Source organism: Nostoc sp. (assembly GCF_036919575.1).
Taxonomy (GTDB): domain Bacteria; phylum Cyanobacteriota; class Cyanobacteriia; order Cyanobacteriales; family Nostocaceae; genus Nostoc.
Window position 1 is genome coordinate 42,679 of the sequence record NZ_JBALBY010000047.1, and the last position, 25,622, is coordinate 68,300.

Below are 25,622 nucleotides of genomic sequence, written 5' to 3' on the forward strand. Positions count from 1 at the left end.
ATTGGGGGGCTAATAATGGCTCTATTTCCCCCTTTTTAAGGGGGATTAAGGGGGATCTTTAAGGACTATGCACCTTAACCGAACCGTATTGAAACCTCTCTCTAAATCTCTCTCCTAAAAGGAGAGAGACTTTGAATTTCCCCCCTTCCCTCGTAGGGAAGGGGGTTAGGGGGTTAGGTTTTTCGTGGCTTTTCCACATAAGTGAAAAGTGATTTATCAGCAGTTGCATCAAAAGTTGGATAAAAATTAAGGCTCTTGTTACAAAGCAGACACCAGAGTGCTTTAAACTGTTACAACTATTGGGATGCGATCGCCTACTATACTGGCAACATGAATCACACGACACACAACACTATTGTTAATTTTATCTGGAATATTGCCGATGATGTATTAAGGGATGTCTATGTACGCGGTAAATACCGGGATGTAATTCTGCCAATGACGGTACTACGGCGTTTGGATTGCTTATTGGAACCAACTAAGGAAAAGGTTCTTGAGCGTTACAAGTTGCTGGAAAAAGACAATTTTGGACAGAATGCTGTCGCACAACAGCTTCCCAGAGCATCTGGCTATGTATTTTTATAATACTTCTCAATTTACATTTAAAACCTTACTCAATTTTCCTAGTCAAATTCGGGCGAACTTTGAAAACTATCTCGATGGCTTTAGCGAAAATGCCCAAGAAATTATCGCTAAATTTAAGCTGCGGAATCAAATTGAGACTTTAACTGAAAGTAATCGGCTTTATGCACTGATTGAGAAATTTGTTTCCAATCATATTAACCTCAGTTCGGAACCTGTTAAAAACGCTGAAGGGAAAATTATTCTTCAGGGATTAACTAACCTGGAAATGGGTTATGTGTTTGAAGAGTTAATCCGCAAGTTTAACGAAGAGAACAATGAAGAAGCCGGGGAACACTTCACACCGCGCGACATTATTCAATTGATGCTGAATCTGATATTTATCCCGATTGAAAATCAGATTCAAAGTGGTACTTATTTGGTATATGACGATGCTTGTGGCTCTGGAGGAATGTTAACAGAATCAGAAGCGTTTATTCAACAGCTTGCTGAAAAAACAGCCAAAAAGGTGAAGATTGAGTTATACGGTCAGGAAGTCAACCCAGAAACATACGCCATTTGTAAGTCGGATATGTTGATTAAGGGTCGTGACCCGGAAAAAATTTGGTTTGGCTCAACAATTTCTCATGACAAGTTTGCCGATTTACAGTTTGATTTTATGCTTGCTAATCCTCCCTATGGTAAGTCTTGGACTGTAGATCAGGATGCTGTGTTTGATGGCAAAAAAAAGGAAGTTAAAGACTCGCGTTTTGCTGTAGAACATCCGGGTTTAAAACCAGGAGAAAAGCTGACTCTTTTACCGCGTAGCAGTGACGGTCAATTGTTATTTTTGGTGAATATGCTCTCCAAAATGAAGCAGTCAACTGCTGTGGGTAGTCGGATAGCAATTGTTCATAATGGTTCGGCTTTGTTTACTGGTGATGCAGGTGGCGGTGAAAGTAATATTCGTCGCTGGATTATTGAAAATGATTGGTTAGAGAGCATCATCGGTTTACCTTTAAATATGTTTTATAACACGGGTATTGCGACTTATATTTGGGTGCTATCTAACCGCAAACCTGAACATCGTCAAGGGAAAGTGCAGTTAATTGATGCAACCGAATGGTATGGGAAGTTGCGGAAGAATTTGGGTAAGAAAAATTGTGAGTTAAGACTAGCAGATATTCAGCGAGTCACAGAAACATTTTTGGCGTTTGAGGAAACAGAACAATCTAAGGTTTTTGATAACGAAGATTTTGGTTATCACAAAATCACTGTTGACCGTCCTTTACGGTTGACTTTTCAAGTTACGCCGGAACGAGTAGAGCAGTTTCAGAGTGTAGCTAATGCCAAGTTATATGCAGTGTTGGGGATATTAAAGGATTTGTTTAGCAGCGAACCTCACAAAGATTTTAATCGAGTTAAGCAGGAATTTGAAAAAGCTCTGAAGGCAGAATCAATTAAACTTGCGGCTAAAGATTTAAAGTTGGTTTATGACACATTCACAGAGAAGGATGAAACGGCGGAACCTGTAATTAAGAAGAAAACGAAGGATGCTGTAGTTTATGAGTCTGATTCTGAGTTGCGCGATACTGAGAATGTGCCATTGAAAGAAGATATTGAAGATTATTTTCAGAGGGAAGTTTTACCCCATGCACCGGATGCTTGGATAGATTACGAGAAAACGGCGAGAGGTTATGAAATTTCTTTTACTAAGTATTTTTATAAGTTTAAGCCGTTGCGGAGTTTGGAAGAGATAACGGCGGATATTTTAGCCTTAGAAGCGCAGACAGAAGGAGTTTTAAAAGCGATTATTAGCGAGTAATAATTTAAAAAGCTAGTAGGGATATGTCTGTAGAAGCTTTGCTTAAATTTTATATCGGACAAGGTTTGTGGCAAGATATAGCTAAGTTATTTTAAGAGGTGAAAAAATAAGCAGATTAGTTATAATCCGCTTTCTAATGATCTGGTTTTTAGTTATTTGCGTTCGGTAGAGGATTTGGCATAGCAGTTATTCATTATGGTGAGGAGTACAGAGTGAAGCGTTATCCAAAGTATAAAGATTCGGGTTTGGCTTTTGTCGAAAAAATTCCTCAGTATTGGGAAGCAAAACGAGCAAAGTATTGTTTTCGTGAAGTAGACGAGCGTTCGGAAACAGGGAATGAAGAGTTACTTTCTGTTTCCCACATCACCGGAGTAAGTCCTAGAAGCGAAAAAAATATAACTATGTTTATGGCTGAATCCTATGAAGGCTATAAAACTTGTGTTCCTAATGACTTAGTTGTAAACATTATGTGGGCTTGGATGGGAGCATTAGGAGTCTCTAAGCATCAAGGAATTATTAGCTCTGCATACGGTGTTTATAGGCAAAAGATTAAAAATAACTTTTATTCTGACTATCTTGAATATCTCGTAAGAATACCAGAGTATATTGCTGAATATACCCGCAGTTCAAAAGGTGTTCGCTCCTCAAGACTGCGTATGTATTCTGATGATTTTTTTCAAATTCCTATTATTTGTCCTCCACTTGAAGAACAAAAAACGATCGCACGCTTCATCGATCGCAAACTAGAACAGATAGCCCACTTCATCAGCAACAAGCAACGGCTGATCGAATTACTCAAAGAGCAGAAAACTGCGATCGTTAACCGTGCAGTTACCAAGGGACTTAACCCTCATGCAATCATGAAACCTTCTGGTATTGAGTGGTTAGGGGAAATACCGCAGAATTGGGAAATTCTACCTCTTAAACATATTGCAAAAATTCAAACGGGAGTAACTCTTGGTAAAAGCTATATAGATGTAACTTTAGAAACACGACCATATTTAAGAGTTGCTAATGTTCAAGATGGATACCTCGATCTTTCAGACATCAAAAATATAGACTTACCGAAAAGTGAAATTAATAGATATATTTTAAAAGTAGGCGATGTACTAATAACTGAGGAGGAGATTTTGACAAATTAGGAAGAGGCTATGTATGGGAAGGACAACTTGAAGATTGCCTTCATCAAAATCATATTTTTGCTGTTAGACCAGATTTAAGCTACTTGAAATCATATTTCCTTGCTTCTCTTATGAAGTCGTCTTATGGAAGAAACTATTTTAGTTTTACTTCAAAACAAACAACCAATCTTGCATCTACAAACAGCACAACGCTTAAAAATTTAAAAATCATTCTGCCCTCAGTTGACGAACAGACTAAGATTTTGAATTTTATAGAAGATGAATCAGCCAAAATTCAACTAGCGATCGCTAAAATAGAAAAAGAGATCGAACTCATCCAAGAATACCGCACCACCCTAATTTCCGACGCTGTGACTGGAAAAATAGACGTGAGAGAATTGACCCATAGTAGTTAACTCATCCCAAAGATAAAATAAATAAAATACCAACTCATCCTCATAACTCAGCCATGACACAATTCAACATTTCCTTACCCCCAGCAGTAGAAGAATACCTACACCAACAAATTAGCCAAGGTGACTATAAAAACCTGGAAGACTATATATATCACCTAATTCTAGAAGACCAAAAACGCAACACCCAAGAAAAGCTAGAAACCATGTTAATCGATGGCTTAGACAGTGGCGCACCCATCCCCATTACAGAAGAATGGTGGCAACAAAAAAGAGCCGAGTTAGTCAAAAAACTGCCCTAGCCAGCAAGATGAACCAACGCATTTTTATTACTCCCAAAGCCAGCCAAGATATAGACTTAGAAGCCCTCATAGAAAAAAGCCTACTCACAGAAGCAGCTTACATAAAAGGTGAATCTGGGGACTATGACCGCAACTATTGCATAGATAAAACTCAACTTCTGCAATTCCTCCGCCAAACCCAACCCACCCAAGTCACCAAACTAGAAACCAGCTACGGCAAACGCTTTGAAGAAAGACTGTTTCAACGCATATCCGACCAAATAAAAACCAGAGGTATTGTTGATGTTTTCCGCAACGGTATCAAAGCCGGAGAAGTCAGCCTCACTCTCTACTACAACTTACCCACATCCCAACTTAACCCCCAAGCCAGCCAACGCTACAAGGATAATATTTTCTCCGTCACTCGCCAAGTATACTTCAGCAACGATCAAAAAAGGCGATCGCTAGATATAGTAATTTTCATCAACGGCTTACCCCTCATCACCTTTGAACTGAAAAACAACCTGACTACGCAAAATGTCCAAGATGCCATAAAGCAGTATAAAACAGACCGTGACCCCAAAGAAACCCTGTTTAACTTAGTCACCAACTCGTAGAACTTACCGACACCAGCGACACCAACCCCATATTTGACTCAATTATTGTGGTTACAGACCGGAATGTTTTAGATAGACAAATCCGCGATAACATTAAACAGTTTGCCCAAGTCAAAGGCGTAGTTGAAGCCATCACCGAAGGTAGTAAGCAACTCAAAGAGGCGCTAGAAGAAGGCAAAAAAATTATTATCACCACCGTTTTTAAATTTGCATATATTGTTCGAGAAATCCAATCATTAAACAATAAAAAGTTTGCGATTATAATTGATGAAGCCCACTCCAGCCAAAGTGGTAGCAGCGCCGCTAACATGAGTGCATCCCTGAGTAAAGAAGCTGGTGAGGAAGAAGAAACCACCGAAGATAAAATCCTTCGCTTCGGTAATATTCAATGGACAGAAAAAGATAAAGTGCGGCGCTTCCTATTTGAAGAATTACCCGCCGAAGTCAGCAAAGACGAAGAATATCAGAACGCCAAGAAATACTCAGACCGCCAAAACGCCAGAATCACCTTCGAGAAAAAGCTAGTCGATAAGTTTCAAGAGTTCATCTTCGACCATACAGAAGCATACCGTAAATTTACTGATGAACCTGAGTTTAAAACATGGTTAGCCAATACCCTGTTCGATAATGATTATGACCAAGATGCAGCCTAAAGCAGGAAGGCGATCGCTGTTTTAGGAGCAAGCAAAAAGTAAAAGTACTTTTATATACTGAGGATTCGCTACGAACTTGCTCCCATTCTGCACTAAGCGAATGTTACCGTGAGATCGCCGTAGTTTGGCATAATTACTACCATTAGTATTGCAGGTTACTACAGGTACTGGTTTGGGACTGACGCCGATCAAGAAGTTGGTGGAACAAATCGCTGGCACGATTGCGGCCCAAAGCGCCAACCAATGTACCTGTTTCACTGTCAAATTGGCGATCGCGACTCAATTAAAAAACTATGAAAATTCCTGAATTGCTACTTGATTCCATGCTCTCCTGCACAACGATGCCCTGCACCAACGAACTGACACGACTCAAAGCAGTGTATCAGTTTCAGGGTTTGGATACTACACCCAATCAGGCATTGGATGACTTGACAGCACTGGCGGCTGATCTGTGCCAAACTCCAATGGCGCTGGTGAGTTTTATCGGAGCCGATCGCCAGTTGGTTAAGTCTAAGGTCGGAATCACATTGATAGAAATTCGCCGAGACCTTGCGTTTTGTAACCACACCATTCGCCAGTCAGATGTCTTTGTGATTCCAGATACCCTGGCTGACTCCCACTTTGCCACCCATCCCTTTGTCATAAATGCTCCTAATATCCGGTTTTATGCCGGAGTCCCCCTCGTAACGGCTGGCGGTTGCGTCCTGGGTGCGCTCTGCGTCATGGATTCCGAACCGCGTGACCTGAACCAGAAACAACGGAAGGGATTGCAGACACTCAGCCATCAAGTCGTAGCGCAATTGGAGCTAAAGCGCAACACCACAAAACTGCGTCAAATGATCCCGGAAATCAAACAACTAAAACAGCAGTTGGTGACTCAGGAATTGCTTGGTCAACAAGATTCAATTCTGTTTAATCTGGCAAATCAAATCCGTAATTCTTTGGATCTGGACACGATTTTACAAACGGCGGTGAATGAGATTCAGACTCTGTTGCAAGTCGATCGCTGTGACTTTGTGTGGTGTCTGCCCAACAAAGATCGGTTGAACTTTATGGTGACTCACGAGGCGACTAACCCAGAGATCCGGATGGCGCTGGGGGAACTTTCCCTTGGACATGGCTCAGTTCTGGCAGAAACTATCTTAAATCTAGATATGCTAAAAATTGAGGATGTTTCTGCTACCTCAGAGGCACTCACCCCGGAAGATCGCGCCCTGCTGCGCCAACTGGCAGTAACCTCGGTGCTGTTGCTGCCACTCAGAACCCATTCTGGTCAATTGGGTGCGATTATTTGCCATCACTGTCGCGGTTCTCGCCAATGGACTGATAGCGAAGTCCGGTTACTTAAAGCTGTCACCGATCAAGTAGCGATCGCCCTTGATCAGGCAGAACTGCTTGCCCAAACACAAGCAACCGCCTTTGCTGCCCAAACTCAAGCCACCTATCTGGGGAACGCACTCAGCCAGTTGCAGCAAACCCAAATGCAACTGGTGCAGCAAGAGAAAATGTCGAGCCTGGGGCAATTGGTTGCCGGAGTTGCCCACGAAATCAACAACCCGGTCAACTTTATTAACGGCAATATTACTTATGCAACCAACTATGTCCAGGATTTGCTGGAACTATTGCATCTTTATGAAGCAACCTATCCCAATGGGACTACTGCTATTCAGGAAAAGATGGAGGCGATGGACCTGGATTTCTTAAAGCAAGATTTGCCCAGTCTATTGTCCTCGATGCGAATGGGTGGAGAACGAATTCGGCAAATTGTCCTGTCTCTGCGGAATTTCTCGCGCCTGGATGAAGCCGAGATGAAACCTGTGGATATCCATGAAGGGATTGAAAACACGTTGTTGATTTTGAAGAGTCGCTTGAAATTAACCAGTGCCAAGTTTGAGATTCAGGTGATTAAAGCATACGAAAATTTACCGGTTGTTGATTGTTATGCGGGACAATTGAATCAAGTATTTATGAATCTTTTGGGTAACGCGATCGATGCCTTAGATCAAACGCCTAATCCGATTATTACTATTGACACAGAACTTATTAGTAGACAAAAATCGAGTAGTTCTCATCTATCCCACGCAGATAGTGTAGTGATTCGGATTCGGGATAACGGTTCTGGGATGACAGAAACAACCCAGCAAAAACTGTTCAATCCATTCTTCACCACCAAACCCGTTGGCAAGGGAACCGGGCTGGGACTGTCCATCAGCTATCAAATTGTGGTTGAAAAACATGGCGGCATTTTGAAATGCTCATCAGAACTGGGGAAAGGCAGCGAGTTCTGGATTCAAATTCCGGTTGAGCCTGTGGTTAAAAGTACTTGAAGAGGGTTTGACATACTCCCCCGTTTAGAAAACGAGGGATTCTGGGGTCAAACAATGATTGCAGGTATAACCCGTCTGATATCATCTAGCCCAATGGACTTGTGGCCATGCCCACTTAATTGTTTCATACCATGACCAATTTATTCGGTTACTCGCTTATATCCCCTGCATGAATGACAGGGGCTTTACACATCAGGAGTCGTAAAGTATGTCAAATGGTACGACAAGCTCACCGATCGTTCTCGCACTTGATGATAGCCCGGTCATTCATCAACTGATTAAACGAGCGTTAGAACCTGGCTATCAGGTGATGACAGCCGCTAACGCGGTTGATGCCCTGTCGATCATTTATCATCAACGGATTTCAGTGTTGCTATTGGATGTGCAGATGCCGGATGTAAACGGGTTGGAGTTTTGCCGCACAGTGCGGAGTCTGCCCCAGTTTCAGCATTTGCCCGTGATTATGGTGACATCTCAAGATTCACCCTTTGATCGAGTGAAGGGGCATCTGGCGGGTGCAACAGAATATCTGATCAAACCTTTTGATGCTGAACAACTGCGAGAAGCTGTACGAAAATTTATTGACACCTGATTATAGATATTACACAGACGAAAGATGTCTAAGGATGTCTAGAGTTCATGTAGCAGATTCGATTCAAGAGCATGGGAGCAATTTCGCTGATTGGCAAAATGTGTTGGGCGGCTCCCAGAGCGATCGCTTCTTTGGGCATCCCGAAGACAACGCAGGTTTGTTCATTCTGGGCAATGGTGGTGCCTCCGGCTTGGGCGATCGCTTGTAATCCATCTGCGCCATCCCGTCCCATGCCAGTCAACAAAATGCCAACCGCCGATCGCGGGTAGCAGGTGGCAACGGCTTGAAACAACGCTGTGACGGAGGGACGATGCCCAGAAACGGGAGGGGTGCCAACGGTGATTAATCGCCCTTGAGTGTCGAGTTGCAGGTGTTGTCGTTCGGGGGCAAAGTAGATAGTACCCGATTTGGGGAATTCTCCCGCTTGGGCGATCGTCACCCGCAGAGAACATTCTGCTGCTAGCCAATCTACCAATCCTTGCAAAAATCCTTCGCTGATATGTTGGACACAGAGAATGGGTACGGGAAAGTTTGCCGAGAGTTGTTTCAGGATCGTGTATAATGCCTGGGGTCCGCCTGTAGAGGCTCCGATCGCTACAACTTTGGGCAGGGGGAATTGCGAATTGCGAATTACGAATTGCGAATTGCTGACAGGTTTCGGGCTAAATGCTTCTGGCTGAATTTTGGGGCTAACAGGCTGCGTTCTGGCTTCTGGCGTCGTACTTCTAGAAGTGTGGCGAGTAAAGACTGTAACCCCCGCCAGAACTTTGATCCGGTTGATTAATTCGTGTTTGACCTGTTCATAGTCTGAAAGGGAGTCGATACTGGGTTTGGGGAAGACATCCACGGCACCCGCTTGCAGCAGTTTAAAAACATTGCGGGAATCTTCTTGGGTGTTGACGGAGGCGCTGATCACCAGAATGGGACGGGGATAGTCTGCCATAATCCGGCGGGTTAGTTCCAGTCCATCCATTTTGGGCATGTGCAGATCGGTGCAGATTACCTGGGGCTGTGCGGCTGGAATGCGCTCCAATGCTTCCACGCCATTGGGAGCAGTTCCCACCACATTCACTTCCGGGGAACTCGCCAGAATCCGTTTGAGGATGGTTAAGGCGACAAGCGAATCCTCCACCAGAAAGACGCGAATCGGGGCAGAGTTTTTCATCGGTTGACAGTAAGTTCATATCCTACGATAAAATTGTTTTTCAATGATCCAAAAACCGTTACACTAAGCGTTTGAGAGTTGATAGTAAAGCTTCTTGATTAAAGCTGCCTTTGATAATGTAGGCATTGGCTCCGGCTTCCGCACCCCGACGTTTATCTTCATCGCTGGCAAGGGAAGTCACCAGGATAATTGGTAAATCGCTATATTCATGATATTGGCGGATTTTGGCAGTTAACCCCAAGCCATCGAGATTTGGCATTTGCACATCGGTGACAACGGCATCCACGGTGTGCGATCGCAGTTTGTTCAATGCATCCAGACCATCCACAGCAGTAATCACTTGATAACCTGCGGTTTCTAAAATCCGCTTTTCTTGAGTGCGTGTGGCAATAGAATCTTCCACTAATAAGATGGTTTGTTTTGTGGGCGCAAATTGACGAGTTTGGGTAGAAGAGATGGACTGCGATCGCGATCGGGCTGACTTCACCAAATCTTGGGGATTCAACACCATACACACATCTCCAGTGCCTAAAATTGTTGCCCCAGAGACATTGCGGACTCGTTTAAGTAACTGACTTTGGGGTTTAATCACTACATCTTGCTCATCCACCAAGGCATCTACCACCACACCCAGTTGTGCTTGCCCAACCTGAAGAATAATACAGGAAAGCGCCGTTTCTTGAGTTAACCCAGATGGCATCGGGGGCAGTTCTAATAGATCAGCCAATTGCACAATCGAAATGGGTTGGCTATCCCGAATTACTGTATCATGTCCCTCTAAAGGAAAAATCTCTTCTGACTTGATCAAGCAGGCGGTTTGCACAAACTCGACTGGGATGGCGTAGGGCATTTCGTTCACTTGCACAATCAAGACATGGGCGGTTGCCAAGGTGATACCGAGATTGACGCGCAGCGTACATCCCCGTCCAGGTAACGATTCCACCTCAATCGAGCCTTTCAATTTCTCAACATTGGTTTGCACCACATCCAGCCCCACACCCCGTCCTGATATTTCTGTAACCAGGGGTGCTGTTGAAAACCCCGGTGCGAAGATCAACGCCTGGATCTGGCTGGGAGTCATTGTCGCTGATTCTTCCTCCCCGCAAATGCCCCGTTTCACCGCTATTTGTTTGATTTTATCCAGGTCAAGTCCCCGTCCATCATCACTGATTTCCAGCACAATGTTAGTGGGAGTCTGGTAAGCCCTAAGCCGAATCGTTGCCGTTGTTGGTTTTCTTAGCCGTTCCCGTTCCTGTGGTGGTTCAATCCCGTGATCGATCGCATTCCGCAGGATGTGCATTAGCGGATCTTTCATTTCTTCCAACAGGCGTTTGTCGGCAAGGGTGTCTTTGCCTTCTGTGATCAACTCCACCAATTTTCCCTGCTGCTGCGCCAGATCGCGCACCATCCGGGGGAAGAGATTGAAGATCGTGGCAAAGGGCAGTAATCGCAGAGTCCGAATCCCTTCTTCTAGATCGCCACTCAGTTGTTCCAGTCGGGTTGTGTCTTCTGAAAGGGAACTCCGCAGGGTTTTCACCAAATGACCCAGTTGCTCTAATCGTTCTTCAGAGTGATGATGAAAAGTTTCCAGACGCTGGAGGGCGACCTTACCCTCTTGCTCTCGGCTGAACGCAAACCGATTAGTGAACAAATCTCGGTTCCATTCTTCCCACAGATTAGCGATCGCCTCAATTTCTCCCAGCCGATGAGCAATCCGAATTTTGGTCACGGTTAACTCCCCTGCTTGCGTCATCAACGTATCCAGCTGGCGAGTGCCAACGCGGATGGTTTCGATGCGGTAGGAGGGGGATTTTGGATTTTGGATTTTGGATTTTGGATTTTGGATTTTGGATGTTAGATTTTGGATTGATCCGTTTTCCTCTTGCTCTTGATTTCTATCAAAGGTATTGTTTTTTACTGTATTTGTGAATTCAATACTGTTGACTTCTGGCTCCTGACTCCCACTCTCTGCCCCTTCCCTCTTCCCCGCTCCCATCAATTCTGCCAGAGCATAAAAGGTATCAACCCTGGCAGGTTCTCCGGTGACGGCTTCGTGAACGAGTTTGCGGATAGCGGCGATCGCATGAGCGAGGCGTTCATAGGGTGTGTCTGTCGCAGCATTGCCCGGTGCGGAGATCGGGTTTTCTTGCCGCTTGAGTTGAATCAAAACATGCTCAATCTGATGTGCCAGAGTGCCCACATCTTTGACTCCCAGCATATTGGCATCGCCTTTCAGAGAATGCGCCTCCCGCATCAAGGCTTCCAGGACAGCCAGATCATCGGGATGGTTTTCCAGATGCAGCAATCCATCATCCAGGTTTTGCAGGTGTTCTTCGCTGGCTACTTTGAAAACATCTCTCAGTTCTTCATCATCGATCATCATGGTGTTATGGCAGGGGTGAGGGAATTTTAGATTTTAAATTTTGGATTTTAAATTTTGGATTTTGGATTTTGGATTTAAAAGCGTTCGACTGACTTGTACTGAGCGTTGTCGAAGTAGCGTTTTTGCACTGAGCTTGTCGAGTCCAAAATCTAAAATTAAGTGACAAGCGCCTGACTTGATTGCTGGTTTCAATCTAAAATCTAAAATCTGTCTTGAAAAGTTTGCTCAACGGGGGGAACCCCCGCACGCAACTTTTCGCAAAATCCAAAATTGGCTGACTAAATGGTTGCCTTGAGTGCTTGCGCTGACTCGTTTAGTTGTTGAGTACCAGAGCGGATCTGGCCAATGCCACTGGCAGTTTCACGCGCCGCAATATTCAGGTCATTCATGGCAGAGACAATTTGCTGAATGGCGATCGCTTGCTGGTTGATATTGAGTGAAATCTGTTGACTGTTGAGGACAATGTTATTCACTGCACCTTCTACACCTGCAAAGGACTCTGACGTTTCCTCGGCAATTCGTGCCCCTTCTTCCACGGTTTTAGTGCCTTCATGGGTGACGACGACGGTGGTATTAATGGCAGATTGAATGTCGCCCACCAGGGTGTTGATCTTTTCGGTTGATTTTTTGCTCTGGTCTGCCAGTTTGCGAATTTCGGCAGCGACGACGGCAAAGCCTTTACCGTGTTCCCCTGCCCGGACTGCTTCTACAGCCGCATTTAACGCCAGCATATTGGTCTGACTTGCCAGATCGCCCACCAGACCAGAGATACTGCCAATCTGTTTGGTTTGTTCATTTAGGCGTGTGATGTGATCGGCAATGGCTGCCACTTTCTGCCGTAGGGTTTCCATGCCCTTCAGTGTGCGTTTTACAGCTTCAGTACCTTTGCCTGCAAGGGTCAACGCCTGCCGTGCGCCTGCCGCCGCCGATTCTGCTTGTTGGGCTGACTGCTGCGATGAGGCTCCCAATTCATCGATGGTGATGGTGGTTTGATTCACCGAAGCTGCCTGCCGGGTAGCAGTCCGTTCTTGTTGCTCAACTGCCGCGGCAATTTCATTGGTGGAGGCAGCCATTGTTTGCACAATTTCAGCAATTTTGCCTGTCAATGGTTTAGCAATTTTGTTGCTCAGAAAAAGTCCTAGTAAGATTGCCCCCAGAGGTCCGGCAATGATACCAGTAATCACCCAACTTGTCGTCAGTTGAGAATCCTGACTGGCGGCTTTTATTGCATCTTCAGCAGTATCCTGATTCATTTTGACGAGTTGCAACAATGTCTCATCTGCAACCGTAAAGGAAACATCATTTTCTCTAACAGCATCTTGTCTGATTTTTGCGAGTTGAGCGGCAGCAGCGATCGCCACCTTCATTTCTGGAGAATTCTCCAGCTTCTGACTGATCAATTCAAGCTGTCTGGCAGTGGGGTTGGGAATACCTAACCGGGCAAAGTCCTGATAAGCCTGAAAATAGGCAGCATCATCCTGCTTCCACGCCTGCCACTGTTGCTTAAACGTCTGGTAGAGTTTGTCCTCGTCGGGAGTGCGGATCGCGGCATCATATTCCTCAAAGCCTGCGTCAATCTGCTTCCAGGCTGTCTGCATTCGATTTAGCTCAGACTGTCTGGCTGCGGAGGTTAGTTCGGGGTTGCTAATCGCTCGCTCTATCGACTGGATCTGGCTCTGCCCTTGATTAATTCTCCACAACCCGTCGATGCTGGGTAGGCTATTAAGGCTGAGGGTGTCGATATGGCTGCTTAATTGATGGATACCCCACCAGCCGACAGAGCCGATGACCAAAACGACACCGCCCATGAGAAAAAATGAACCCATCAATCTTCCGTGCAGAGAGATATTCTTCAACATAGCTGTAACTCCAAGACATTTTTAGACAACGGCTTTTAGTTCCTGAGCGGCATCGTTGAGCCGTTGCGTGCCGACTTTAATTTGACTGATGCCAGAGGCGGTTTCTCTAGCGGCAATATTCAGCGAGTTCATAGCTTCTACCACTTGTTGCACGGCGATCGCCTGTTGATTGGAAGTCAGGGAAATTTGCTGACCGTTTAATGCGATCGTTTTGATAGCATCCACAATCTTTTCCACGGTTTTCGTGCCTTCACCTGTCACCATGACGGTGGAATTGGTCGATTTTTGAATGTCTACGACCAGTACATTAATTTTTTCAGCCGATCGCTTACTCTGGTCTGCCAGTTTGCGAATTTCGGCAGCGACGACGGCAAAGCCTTTACCATGTTCCCCGGCTCGCACCGCTTCTACTGCCGCGTTGAGTGCCAGCATATTAGTTTGACTTGCCAGATCACTAACCAGGGTGGAGATCATGCCGATTTGATTGGTTTGTTCGCTCAGGTGAAGAATTTGGATCGCAATGTCGCCTACTTTTTCTCGTAGGCTCGATTCGCTAGTCTGCCCCTCTTGAGTGCGACCGTCTACCAGCAACAACACCTGCCGCGCTCCTGCGGCTGAGGCTTCTGCTTGTTCGGCAGACTGGCGCGAAGAAGCCCCCAATTCATCCATTGTGGTGGTGGTTTGGTTGACAGAAGTGGCTTGTTGGATGGTGGCGCGTTCTTGCTGCTCGATCGTCGTGACAATTTCAGTGGTGGAAATGGCGATCGCGCTGGCAGAGGCGTTCATCTGGCGGGAAGTGCGGCTAATCACCCAGATGCCAATTAAAATAGATAGCACGAGGGAGAGTCCACTTGCTAACATCACCGTTAGCTTAAGGGCATTGAGCGCCTCTTGTTGCTGTTTTGCGGCAATTGCAAAAGTCTGATCTTCTCGATTCTGCATTTCTTCAATCATGTCTACGACATCCTGCCCTTGATTGCGGGAATTTCCCTTACTCCAGCTTTCAACGGCTTCTTTGACTTTGCCCTGATCCACCTTTGCCATCAGGTTATCGTCAAAAGCAATCAGTTTATTCAGCAGTTCCTCCAGTTTGGTTAAAGACTGTCGTTCCTGTTGCGATCGGGTAAGTGCGATCAGTTTTGCTAGAAATTCCTTGGAATCCTTTTGAGTCTTTTGGTAGCTCTCAAGCGATTGCTGATTTTTTTCTAACAAATAGCCTCGATTTGCCTTAGAACTACTTTGCACACTAACAGAAAGATCATCAAGTATTGAGTTAATGTCATAAGAAGACAATAAATTTTCTGACCGTTGGTTCACCGTGTTGATATTGATGATCGTCACTCCGGCAGAAACTAACAATGCCAGCACGGGAACGGCATACCCGCCAATAATCCAGTATCTCAGTTTCCAATTTTGCTTACTTTCCATCTTGTTATCTCCTGTAAGTCGATAAGTTCGAGAATTTCCAGATATTGCTGTCACACAATGAGAGGATTTTAGATTTTAGATTTTAGATTTTAGATTGACCAAAAAGAAAAAGGTACAAGCCCATAAATAAATTTAGGGGCTTGGTAAATGTTTGACTTTTGACTTTTGACTTTTGACTTCCCCGAACGCGAGTGCGTCTCCAAGAGTTGGGGCTGACCCCATTGACTTCAGGGGTGAAGTATTCTGAATTCTGAATGCTTCTCATACAACACTCTGTAGTCTGGAGGCTGCGTCATTGAGTTGGTGAGTGCTAACGCGAGTCTGACTGATGCCGGTGGCTGTCTCTCTAGCAGAGCTATTGAGTGCATTCATTGCCTGTAAAATTTGCTGAACCGCCATTGCTTGCTGATTGGCGTTGAGCGAGATTTGCTGAATATTCAATACCATCCGATTGACGGCATCGGTGACACTGGTAAAGACCTCCACCGTCTGCTTAGTCATTGCCGCCCCCTGTTTAGCAGTTTTTGTGCTTTCATCTGTCATCACAACGGTTGAGTTGATGGCGGATTGAATATCATTAACTAGCACATTAATTTTTTCAGCCGATCGCTTGCTCTGGTCTGCCAGTTTGCGAATTTCGGCGGCGACGACTCCAAAGCCCTTGCCCTGTTCCCCTGCCCGGACTGCCTCTACTGCCGCATTTAGCGCCAGCATATTAGTTTGATTTGCCAGGTCACTCACCAACCCGGAAATACTGCCAATTTGCTTGGTTTGTTCGTTCAGGCGCAGCATTTGGTCTGCTACCGCACTGACTCTGTGGCTCAAGGCTGCCATTCCTTCCAGGGTAAGGTTCAGTGATTGATTGCCTTGATCTGCCAAATTTAAGACCTGTTGAGCGCTGGTGGAGGCAGTGGATGCTTGCTGGGCAGACTGTTGGGCAGAGGCGCTGAGTTCGTCCATTGTAGTGGTGGTTTCGCTGACCGAGGCTGCCTGTTGGTTGGCTGTGCGCTCTTGTTGCTCGATCGTGGTGGCAATTTCAGCCGTCGAGGTAGCGATCGCACTGGCAGAGGCGTTCATCTGTCGGGCAGTGCGGCTAATCACCCACATGCCAACCAAAATAGATAGTAGGAGGGAGAGTCCACTTGCTAGCATTACCGTCAGCTTAAGGGCCTTGAGCGCCTCTTGCTGCTGTTTCGCGGCAGTTGCAAAATTTTGGTCTTCTCGATCCAGTATTTCTTGGATCAGGCTTGAAACTTTCTCAACCTGAGCGTGTACATTTCCCTTGATCCAGGTTTCAACGGCTTCTCTGACTTTGCCCTGATTTACCTTTGTAAGCAGGTTTTCCTGCAAAGCAATCAGGTTATTCAGCGCTCCCTCCAGTTTGGTTAAAGACTGTCGTTCCTGTTCCGATCGGGCAAATGTCGTCATTTTTGCTAGAGATTCCTTGGAGTTCTTGTGAGCCTTGCGGTAGTTCTCAAGCGTCTGTTGATTTTTTGACAACAAATAGCCTCGCATTGACTTAGCAGAACTTTGCACATTAATAGCAAGGCTATTAACGACTGAATTCACCTTATAAGAATGAACTAAGTCTTCTGATCGTTGGTTCACAGTGCTGATATTCATAACGATCGCACCGGCAGAAACTAACAGTCCCAGCACGGGAACGGCATACCCGCCAATAATCCAGTATCTCAGTTTCCAATTTCGTCTACTTTCCATCTTGTTATCTCCTGTGAGTAAATGAGTTCAATGATTTCCAGATATTGCTGTCACAGAATTTTAAATTTTAGATTGACTTCAGGTGTGGGGTATTCTGAATTTTGAATTCTGTCTTCTGACTCCTTGTCACACAACACTCTGTAGTTTGTAGGCTGCCTCATTAAGTTTGTGAGTGCTAATCGCTGTCTCTTTGGTCAGAATTCATGCTGAATTCTGTTTCAGACTTCTTCATTCACAACCAACACCTCTGAAGTGAGCAGTTTGGACAAATTGATGATGCTCATCATCCGATCGCGATAAGGTGCGACCCCCTGGAGATAGTCGTCTTTGGCAGAATGCAGAGCAATTGGAGCTGTGGTGATTTCGGAGGGATGAATATACGTCACATCAAAAATGTCATCGACGGCAATGCCCGCCACTCGTTGATCCAGACGAACCACAACGGCTTGCTGATGCGCTCGCACTGGATTCATGGGCAAATCAACCAGATGATTAATGTTAATTAATGTGACAATTTCACCCCGCAAGTTGATGTTGCCAACAATGTGCGCCGGACAGCAGGGAATCGGGGTAATCTTGTGAATATCGGTAAACTCATGCACCGTTTCCAAGCCAAACCCGAAGTACTCACCCCCCAACCCCACAACTGCCAGAGGCAAGAGCCACGCCGAATCTTCGTCAGCGATCGCACATCGGAGAGTTTCAGTTCGCTCTTGAAAAATCTGCCGCTCCTGGGAATCGAAATGATCGTATAAGCCCTGATTTAGGGCTGAATCAGATGGGTGTTTTAGTGCGTCATTGACTGAGCCGTTGTTAAAATCAGAATTTGGATTGAAAGCAGTCTCTATAAGGGCGTGTTGCACCAACAGTTCAGGATTGAGCAATGTAACGATGCCCTCCTCAACGTTGGCAATGCCAGTCACCAATCCATCGGGCAAACTCTCTTTTGACCGATCGCAGACATTGGCAGCGATCTGATCGGCTGCGATCGCTTGCACACTATCCACCTGACTAACGATAATTCCGATTCGTTGAGTTTGCCACTCCAGCACAATCATGCTGTCAGTCAGTTGAAAGGGGGGACGTGCTTGTTCTAAACGGTGATATAAATCCATCACAGGCAGAAACTTGCCTCGCAGGTTAATCACGCCCAAAATTGTACTAGGAGTTTCGGCGATCGCCGTCACTTCTGGCAGAAAGAAGAGTTCTTGCACGGCTGTAGCTGGAATGCCATAGCGTGAGTCGTTAAGGTTAAACATTAAATAAGATTGATCGTTCATAACTGGTTCAATTTAAGTGCTTAAGAACGTGTGCTTTTAATTCAGCAGTGGTTTGCTGGTTATTGGAATTGATCGCTTGCTCCTGGGGTAGATTTTGCAAAATTTCTAGAAGCGATCGCCAGATTTTTTGAGCCTGTTTTACATTTCCTTCACGTTCATATATAGAACCCAATTCCAGGTGAGCAGTAACAGAAGTGGGAGCCAGATAAATAATCCGTTTTAAGAATAATTTGGCACTGATCTGATCTCCTTGCTCTTCAGCAATTTGAGCCAACAAATGATAGGGTTCGCTGGCCAATGGGTTGATCTGGAGTGCCTGCTGACACGCCTGATTCGCCTGGGAGTAATCGCCAAAATTCGCGTAAGCTTCTGCCATCAAACAATATGCCTGAAAGTGTTGGGGAGCAAGAGCAATCAGTTGTTCTGCTATTTGAATGACATCGGCATAAGCTTCTTGAGTTAGCGATCGCTTGGCTGCATCTAAAAGGGTTTGTTGAGTGTTTATGCTTACGTCGAAGCCCGTTCCCAAGCTGGGGAGAGAGGGGTTAGAAATTCCGGTTTCCCCTCTCTCAAGTTTGGGAGCAGGCGTTAGCCTTTGACCTGAGCCTTGCTGAAGCAGATGTGGTCTATGTCGCTGATAAACCGCAGATTGCAGAAAATTTTTGACTTGAAACGGTTCAGTTTTTTGGCCATGTAATTCTGTGTGACCTGTGAGCAGAAACCCTCCTGGTGTCAGAGAGCAGTAAAACTTGTCTATAACTTGGGCGATCGCGTTGAATTCAAAATAAATAAACACATTCCGGCAAAGAATCAAATCCAAATCGTGAATGCTCCCCGCGTAAGCGGGGTAACTATCCTGCATCAGGTTTCCAGGTTGAAATGTGACCATTGCTCGAATCGCAGGATCGATTTCCCAACCTTTTTTGTGCGATTGAAAGTAGCGACTTTTGATCTCTGGAGTGGTTGTCCGAAAAGACCAATCGCTGTAAATTCCTTGTTCAGCCAGGGCGATCGCGGATTGATTAATATCTGTGCCTAAAATCAGAATGTCCCACGCATGATAGTCGAAGATCAGTTCCTTCAGCAGAATCGCAAGTGAGTAAGCTTCTTCACCGGTCGAACACCCGGCACTCCAAAGCCGTAATGTCGGTCGATAAAATTCTCCATTGGCAGCGTTGCAGTGAGTTAAACTAAGCTGCCGTTTGCGCTCGATCAACTCTGGGAGCAGCTGATTTTTGAGCAGCGAAATTTGCCCCTGATCTCGAAAAAAATAAGTTTCAGTAACAGTGAATAAAGAGATTAGTTCTTGCCACTCTGTTCCACTGGGAATCAATTGATTTATTGCTACCAGGCGCTGGTAGTAATCATTGAGTGAGGATAATCCCAGTGCCCGGATGCGAGTCAAAAGATTTTTCTTTAATGTATCTTGATACTGTGGTTGAATGTGAATGCCGAATGTATCAGCAATCAGATCAACCATTTGCAACAAACTCAGGTCATCACTGCGTTGAGGATTGGGTTCAAATAAAATGGGGCGATCGCCGATCATCTGATTCATCACTAGATCATTTTCGAGCGGATAGGCTTAGGTTTCCCATTTCAATCGCTAACTCTCACTAATTGATGGCAGCTAATGGTAAAAAACAATTAGCGATTCGCAATTAGCACTATGGCAAATTTTCTCCAACCGCCAAGGTTACGCATTGGCGAAGATACTGAAGAAGAACGACGCGCCACTTGGCTAGAACTTTTTTATGATTTGGTTTTTGTAGTTGCAGTTTCTCAACTCGCTCACAATCTCAACGAAGATATCTCTCTATCAGGATTGTTTGGGTTTGTAGTTTTATTTATAACTGTTTGGTGGTCATGGATTGGCACTACATTCTACGCCAACCGCTTTGACAGCGATGATGTCGGACATCGACTGTTGATTGGTATACAAATGACTACTCGCTATGCGATTGGTTTTGCGATCGCTCATCTGTGGTTCAGTAGCATTATGCTCTCTAGCTGTCAGTATTCTCCACAGAGTTGGGGTGATCCGTTATTGCAAAATCCGTTCCCAGTATCGACTTGGGGGTGCAGTTGTGCTGCTAGCGATCGCCATCTTAGGCAAAGGTTTGTTACCTGTTGCAGTCATTGCCCTTGTCGCTGTAGTTTCTGCTGGGCAAGTAGTTCAAGATTTGTATCAGAGTCGTCCCACTACTCGCTTGGTTGACCCAGAAATCTAGCTCATAGCGCAGTGGCGCACATCTGTGCGCCACTACGACCTATCCACGTAATTTCAATATGAGTCATTTTCTGAGACGCATCTATCGTATAGAGTATTTTTTAATTTTATAAATAAATATTTATATAGTTATTTAAAGATTATGTAATCTCAGCATTCAAACCTGACGCTGTAATGCTTATCACTCAACGTCTTGCCGTCTATCAGAGGTGACAGAACCAAAAGAGGAATGTCAAGATTATGAGATGTACCTTTGGTTTGTTAAGTCAAGTAGCTGAAATATTTATTAATATTATTAATAGGAAGTGTAAATTCAGCGTCAGCAGTCCGAAAAAATTCCTAATGACAGGTATTTCGCATCAATCACCAAATTCTTCACCAACGGAACAGTAGATCATGAAAGACCAAGAACCATCAGACTCTAAGCAATTCGTCGGAAATCTCAAGAATGGGATTTGGCTGTTTGGGCTGTCATCTTGGGTATTTGGCATTACCGATCGCAGTATTGCTTCATTTGCCGATGGCTATCTATCTGCTTTGGATTTGACGCAACTATTCACAGCAGCGACATTCTTTGTGGCGTGGCTATTTTTGAAACCGACATCTAGAGTTTAAGATCGGCGACTGGTTGAGTAAGTTGATGAATCATGAGTTACTTTGTAATAATACATTGTAGCAATGTGCATTATTTTAGGAGTACTATGAGTACCACAAGTTTTCGGCTGGATGATGACCTGCAAGAGAAACTTGACACCACCGCTACCCGCCTTCGGCGTTCTAGGGGCTGGATAATCAACGATGCCCTACGCCAGTACATTGAACGGGAGGAGCGGAAAGAGCGGATGATGGCAGAGACTCAAGAGGCGATCGCCGATATTGAGGCAGGTCGTGTAGTCTCCGGGGAAGAGGTGATGAAGTGGCTAGAGACTTGGGGAACTCCCTCTGAAACCAAAGCTCCTTTGCTATGAGGCTTGAGTTCTCGGTCAGTGCCGTCAGGGATTTGACCCGGCTGAGGGAGTTTATCGCGGTTCACAACCCGAAAGCAGCAGAACGAATATCTCTTCGACTCCGACAGGCGATCGCAAAACTGGTACTGAACCCCGATATCGGGCGCCCCCTTTCGGAGGTTGAGAATATTCGTGAACTTGTGGTTGGTGATTATGCTGTTCGATATCTGCGCCTTGAGGAGGTAATCAAGGTGCTACGGATATGGCATGGCAAGGAGTTTCGTGATTTGGAGTAATATAACCCAATATAAGTAAGTCGGCGCAATTAAAGCTAACTGGCTGGGGCTGTCCTTTGTCCTTTGTCCTTTGTCACTTGTACTGAGCGACGCGTTGCCCTGAGCTTTGCCGAAGGGTCGAAGTATTCGTCATTGGTGAAGGTTTTAAGCCTATTTACGTTTCGTAACATAATTTGGTTTATTTCCAACGACTTACTTAGTTCAGTTAACATTTATTCCTTCTCTTCCTTTGCGACGGCAGTCCGCTCATGGGGGAAACCCCCAAGACCGCGCTGCCTCTACTTTGCGTCCTTTGCGGTTCGTTAAAAAAATTGATTTCGACAAAGAGTTTTAGCCTTAACCCAAGCGTATTGAAATATAACCTACTCGCCACATTCCAACAGTTCTACAAAAATTTTTCTAATTTTCCGGAATTGATTATGCTCAGGTGGTAGTATCTATCAGACTACCGATTTATACTGAAACTCTATAACAAACCTTCGGGGAATATAACCCCATTTCGGATTAAAAGCCCGGTCATCATGGCCGGGCTTTTGACAAGGAACTTAAATAATTCGTAATTCGTAATTCGTAATTAAGTTTTGTAACGGGGGACTTAAACCCACCGAATTTGGTTAAAAAAATGGGTAACTCTGGAAAATCCCAGAATTACCCCGAATTTTAAAAGTTAGGAATTGTTTTTAACTCGTAACTCCTAACTCCTAACTACTGATTAATTAGGCAAAGGCGGCGGTTGTCACATCGTTATTTGATAGAATTTCTTGCAATTCTTCAGCGTCTACGGTTTCTTTATCAACCAACATTTGCGCTATCTCATCTAAAATGTGGCGGTTACGCACTAACACTTCTTTAGCGCGTGTGTAGGCTACATCCACAAGTTTGCGGACTTCTTCATCAATGGCGGCGGCGGTTTCTTCGGAGAAATCACGCTCTGACATGATATCGCGTCCCAGGAACATATTACCTTGCTGACGACCAAGGGCAACTGGGCCTAAGCGATCGCTCATGCCAAATCGGGTGATCATCTGACGGGCAACCCGTGCTACTTGTTGTAAGTCGTTAGAAGCACCAGTGGTAACTTCTTCTTCACCAAAGATTAATTCTTCAGCAATTCGACCACCCAAAGCCACTGCCATCTGATTTTCCAGATAAGCGCGGCTATACAAACCAGTGTCCATCCGGTCTTCACTGGGGGTAAACCAAGTTAAACCACCTGCGCGACCACGAGGAATAATGCTAATCTTTTGCACAGGATCGTAATCTGGCATCAAAGCACCAACCAAGGCGTGACCAGCTTCGTGATAAGCTACCAAGGTTTTGCGCTTTTCGCTCATTACCCGGTCTTTCTTCTCTGGGCCAGCTAATACACGATCGATCGCGTCGTTGATTTCATCCATCGAAATTTCAGTCAAATTCCGGCGTGCTGCCAAAATTGCGGCTTCATTCAACAGGTTGGATAAATCTGCGCCAGTAAATCCAGGGGTACGACGGGCGATTTTATCCAAGTCCACATCTTTCGCCAAGGTTTTGCCACGGGCGTGTACCTTGAGAATTTCGCTACGTCCAGCATAATCGGGACGGTCTACCACAACTTGACGGTCAAAGCGACCAGGACGCAACAGCGCTGCATCTAGGACATCAGGACGGTTGGTAGCAGCAATAATGATGATGCCAGTATTACCTTCAAAGCCGTCCATTTCTGTGAGCAACTGGTTGAGGGTTTGTTCCCGCTCATCGTTACCACCGCCTAAACCTGCACCCCGTTGACGACCTACGGCGTCAATTTCATCGATGAAGACGATACAAGGTGCGTTGGTTTTAGCTTGTTCAAATAAATCGCGGACGCGGGATGCACCGACACCGACGAACATTTCCACAAATTCCGAACCGGAGATCGAGAAGAAGGGTACACCTGCTTCACCAGCTACCGCACGAGCTAGGAGGGTTTTACCAGTACCAGGAGGGCCAACTAACAGCACACCTTTAGGAATTTTTGCACCAACGGCGGTAAAGCGATCGGCGTTTTTCAGAAAGTCTACGACTTCGTTTAATTCCAACTTGGCTTGGTCAATACCAGCGACATCGCCAAATGTCACCTGAGTTTGTGGTTCCATTTGGACTCTGGCTTTGGATTTGCCAAAGTTCATCGCTTGGCTACCTGGGCCACTTTGAGCGCGACGTAGCAAGAAGAATAAGCCAACCAAAAGCAATACAGGAAAAAATAAGCTGCTCAGTGCCTTAAACCAAAATCCTTCATCGGTTTGGGGCAAAACAGAAATATCAACGCCTTTTGCAGACAGAGTATTGATCAAGTCTGGATCGTTGACTAAGGTAACAATCAGTTTATTTGGGTCATATTTGGGTGTAACCAGTGCTGTAGAGCGATCTGCACTCAAACTGACTTTTTCTACTCTGCCTTGTTGAACTTCTTGAATAAACCGACTATATCGCCATGTCTCTCTGCTCTGGGGTTGTTTGTCAAAAAATGCTGTTCCCAGCGCAATGACGACAATAAACAGCAGCGCGTACAGCCCCGCATTTCTCCATTTTTTATTCACTAAGGTCTATCCTCCTGTATTTTTCGCGCCATCGCCTAGCTTCTCTGCTCGGAAAGGTCATTGTTAAGAATTATGTTAACTTATCTTAAGTGTAACAACATGGCGTAGCTATCTTGCTAGAAAAAGCTCCCTGATTTGCTGAAAACTAGGATGGTAGGGATTATATTGTAGCGATCCTGTGGGCTGATGAACGGTATGAATCGGAATAATTTCTACCACACTATTAGTGTAGGCGATCGCTTCAAATCTCTGGACTAACTCAACGCTCCAAGTTTCTTCTCGCACTGGCTGCTGGTGGTTTTGCAACCAGTTTACTAGTTGCGATCGCAAGATTCCCGGCAAAATTTTTGCCTTTATTGGCGGTGTCCACCAACTGCGATCGTACCATCCCCAAAGGTTGCCTGTGCTGGTTTCTAGCCAATTTCCTTCAGCATCCACTAATATTGCTTCATCAGCATCTAAGCTAGTTCTTGCCAACCAAGCACTCAAATAGTTTCCGGTTTTATGAGAGGGGAGAGAGCGATAAAATTCCGGGCTAGCAACGGCGGAGATTATACCAGTTTTTTGTTTTCCTGTCAAATTTTGTGGTAATAATCTGCCAGTTATCCACTCACGTCCATCGGGAAAAAGGGTAATTCTGAGAACGGGGAAATGTGCGAGGAGAATTTCGGCACCTTGACGCAGACGATTCCAATCGGGTTGCTGCCAACCAAAAGATTGTATTGAGAAAAGTAGGCGATCGCAGTGTGAGAGCCAATTGGTTAAACTACTATCTAGCGAGTTCTGATAAACCCGCAATGTTGTAAAAATAGTCGCCCCATAAAGTAACCCTGGATCATTAATATCTAATTCTAGGGTTTGGGAATGAATTAATTTACCGTCATACCAAAAAATGTGATTTTTCACACTCATTTTGTTTGTCGCTACAACTCTATTGAAAAGTGATGACTTGTAATGCTCATGCGCTGCATGAGATAAAACCTGTGAGCGGCAAATCGCTGAACACCAGAATCAAGGCTCAGGTGTTTACACTCATGATTTCTTGCATATTCAATTAGCCACTGAAATAACTGTTGACCATAGCTATGTGACCGCTTTAACTCATCAACAACTAAGTCATCAATATATAAAAACTTTCCTGATGCTAAACACGTAGAAATGCGAAATCCAGCCACTGCCACAGCTTGCTCCTCTACTTCCAAGAATGCAAGTTGATATCCTTCTTTCATTTGATATCGAACTTGTTCTACAAACTTAGCCGGCTCTTGGTGAGGGCGCAACTGGGAGATAACAGGAAAACACTTTAATATTTGAAAGTCAGATTCTCCTAATTGTATTGACACTAGTATTGCTCCTAAAAATTACGA

The 25,622-nt window shown here is 45.1% G+C and carries 22 protein-coding genes and 1 pseudogene; 13 read left to right on the forward strand and 10 right to left on the reverse strand.

The annotated features are described in order from the left end of the window. Positions 1–255 precede the first annotated feature (255 nt). From V7K27_RS13915 to V7K27_RS13955, 9 genes are all read left to right on the forward strand, one after another. Complete coding sequence (locus tag V7K27_RS13915) at positions 256–585, forward strand: type I restriction-modification system subunit M N-terminal domain-containing protein (RefSeq protein WP_334948058.1); 330 nt, start codon at positions 256–258, stop codon at positions 583–585. Then, positions 572–2,386, forward strand: coding sequence for a class I SAM-dependent DNA methyltransferase (locus V7K27_RS13920; RefSeq protein WP_334948060.1), 1,815 nt, complete (start codon positions 572–574; stop codon positions 2,384–2,386). Before V7K27_RS13915 ends, V7K27_RS13920 begins: the two co-directional genes overlap by 14 nt. 212 nt (positions 2,387–2,598) lie before the next feature. After that, on the forward strand, positions 2,599–3,528 hold the full coding sequence (locus V7K27_RS13925) for a restriction endonuclease subunit S (RefSeq protein ID WP_334948062.1): 930 nt from the start codon (positions 2,599–2,601) through the stop codon (positions 3,526–3,528). Positions 3,529–3,581: 53 nt separating this feature from the next. Beyond that, the gene (locus V7K27_RS13930; RefSeq protein WP_334948136.1) at positions 3,582–3,923 is read left to right on the forward strand and encodes a restriction endonuclease subunit S; all 342 of its coding nucleotides are present in this window, start codon (positions 3,582–3,584) and stop codon (positions 3,921–3,923) included. 53 nt (positions 3,924–3,976) lie between these two features. Next, on the forward strand, positions 3,977–4,222 hold the full coding sequence (locus tag V7K27_RS13935; protein ID WP_334948064.1) for a ribbon-helix-helix domain-containing protein: 246 nt from the start codon (positions 3,977–3,979) through the stop codon (positions 4,220–4,222). Between the two features lie 8 nt (positions 4,223–4,230). Continuing rightward, positions 4,231–4,818, forward strand: a complete 588-nt coding sequence (locus V7K27_RS13940) for a type I restriction endonuclease (RefSeq protein WP_334948066.1) — start codon at positions 4,231–4,233, stop codon at positions 4,816–4,818. A gap of 47 nt (positions 4,819–4,865) precedes the next feature. Beyond that, positions 4,866–5,471: a DEAD/DEAH box helicase family protein gene (locus V7K27_RS13945; RefSeq protein WP_334948068.1), complete on the forward strand. Its 606-nt coding sequence runs from the start codon at positions 4,866–4,868 to the stop codon at positions 5,469–5,471. 293 nt (positions 5,472–5,764) lie between these two features. Beyond that, positions 5,765–7,798, forward strand: a complete 2,034-nt coding sequence (locus tag V7K27_RS13950) for a GAF domain-containing sensor histidine kinase (protein ID WP_334948070.1) — start codon at positions 5,765–5,767, stop codon at positions 7,796–7,798. 208 nt (positions 7,799–8,006) lie between these two features. Then, positions 8,007–8,390: a response regulator gene (locus V7K27_RS13955; protein WP_292767998.1), complete on the forward strand. Its 384-nt coding sequence runs from the start codon at positions 8,007–8,009 to the stop codon at positions 8,388–8,390. Positions 8,391–8,418: 28 nt separating this feature from the next. Here V7K27_RS13955 and cheB read toward each other — a convergent pair whose 3' ends face one another. The 7 genes from cheB to V7K27_RS13990 form a co-directional block, all read right to left on the reverse strand. Then, positions 8,419–9,555 carry a chemotaxis-specific protein-glutamate methyltransferase CheB gene (gene cheB, locus V7K27_RS13960; protein ID WP_334948072.1) on the reverse strand — a complete coding sequence of 379 codons (1,137 nt, stop codon included), beginning with the start codon at positions 9,553–9,555 and terminating at the stop codon, positions 8,419–8,421. Between the two features lie 58 nt (positions 9,556–9,613). Further along, positions 9,614–11,938 carry a hybrid sensor histidine kinase/response regulator gene (locus tag V7K27_RS13965; RefSeq protein WP_334948074.1) on the reverse strand — a complete coding sequence of 775 codons (2,325 nt, stop codon included), beginning with the start codon at positions 11,936–11,938 and terminating at the stop codon, positions 9,614–9,616. Positions 11,939–12,216: 278 nt separating this feature from the next. After that, positions 12,217–13,797: a HAMP domain-containing methyl-accepting chemotaxis protein gene (locus V7K27_RS13970; protein WP_334948075.1), complete on the reverse strand. Its 1,581-nt coding sequence runs from the start codon at positions 13,795–13,797 to the stop codon at positions 12,217–12,219. Between the two features lie 21 nt (positions 13,798–13,818). Further along, a complete protein-coding gene (locus tag V7K27_RS13975; RefSeq protein WP_334948077.1) occupies positions 13,819–15,225 on the reverse strand; it encodes a HAMP domain-containing methyl-accepting chemotaxis protein in 1,407 nt (468 codons plus the stop codon). Between the two features lie 261 nt (positions 15,226–15,486). Further along, positions 15,487–16,944: a methyl-accepting chemotaxis protein gene (locus V7K27_RS13980; RefSeq protein WP_334948079.1), complete on the reverse strand. Its 1,458-nt coding sequence runs from the start codon at positions 16,942–16,944 to the stop codon at positions 15,487–15,489. 218 nt (positions 16,945–17,162) lie between these two features. Further along, the gene (locus V7K27_RS13985; RefSeq protein WP_334948081.1) at positions 17,163–18,224 is read right to left on the reverse strand and encodes a chemotaxis protein CheW; all 1,062 of its coding nucleotides are present in this window, start codon (positions 18,222–18,224) and stop codon (positions 17,163–17,165) included. Positions 18,225–18,231: 7 nt separating this feature from the next. Next, positions 18,232–19,782 carry a CheR family methyltransferase gene (locus V7K27_RS13990; protein ID WP_334948083.1) on the reverse strand — a complete coding sequence of 517 codons (1,551 nt, stop codon included), beginning with the start codon at positions 19,780–19,782 and terminating at the stop codon, positions 18,232–18,234. A 111-nt stretch (positions 19,783–19,893) separates the two neighbouring features. Here V7K27_RS13990 and V7K27_RS13995 point away from each other — a divergent pair. From V7K27_RS13995 to V7K27_RS14010, 4 genes and pseudogenes are all read left to right on the forward strand, one after another. Continuing rightward, positions 19,894–20,455, forward strand: a pseudogene (locus tag V7K27_RS13995) (low temperature requirement protein A). Positions 20,456–20,850: 395 nt separating this feature from the next. After that, entirely contained in the window at positions 20,851–21,069 is a 219-nt protein-coding gene (locus tag V7K27_RS14000; RefSeq protein ID WP_292717851.1) for a hypothetical protein, read from the forward strand. A gap of 86 nt (positions 21,070–21,155) precedes the next feature. Next, positions 21,156–21,422, forward strand: a complete 267-nt coding sequence (locus tag V7K27_RS14005) for a CopG family ribbon-helix-helix protein (protein WP_334948085.1) — start codon at positions 21,156–21,158, stop codon at positions 21,420–21,422. Continuing rightward, positions 21,419–21,697 (forward strand): type II toxin-antitoxin system RelE/ParE family toxin, encoded by a 279-nt coding sequence (locus V7K27_RS14010; RefSeq protein ID WP_334948087.1) that lies wholly within the window; start codon positions 21,419–21,421, stop codon positions 21,695–21,697. The genes V7K27_RS14005 and V7K27_RS14010 overlap by 4 nt, the downstream gene beginning before the upstream one ends. A gap of 716 nt (positions 21,698–22,413) precedes the next feature. Here V7K27_RS14010 and ftsH3 read toward each other — a convergent pair. From ftsH3 to V7K27_RS14025, 3 genes are all read right to left on the reverse strand, one after another. Then, a complete protein-coding gene (gene ftsH3, locus V7K27_RS14015) occupies positions 22,414–24,255 on the reverse strand; it encodes an ATP-dependent zinc metalloprotease FtsH3 (RefSeq protein WP_334948088.1) in 1,842 nt (613 codons plus the stop codon). A gap of 108 nt (positions 24,256–24,363) precedes the next feature. After that, the gene (locus V7K27_RS14020) at positions 24,364–25,167 is read right to left on the reverse strand and encodes an aminotransferase class IV (protein WP_334948090.1); all 804 of its coding nucleotides are present in this window, start codon (positions 25,165–25,167) and stop codon (positions 24,364–24,366) included. A gap of 11 nt (positions 25,168–25,178) precedes the next feature. Beyond that, complete coding sequence (locus tag V7K27_RS14025) at positions 25,179–25,598, reverse strand: GNAT family N-acetyltransferase (RefSeq protein WP_334948092.1); 420 nt, start codon at positions 25,596–25,598, stop codon at positions 25,179–25,181. Positions 25,599–25,622: the final 24 nt, after the last annotated feature.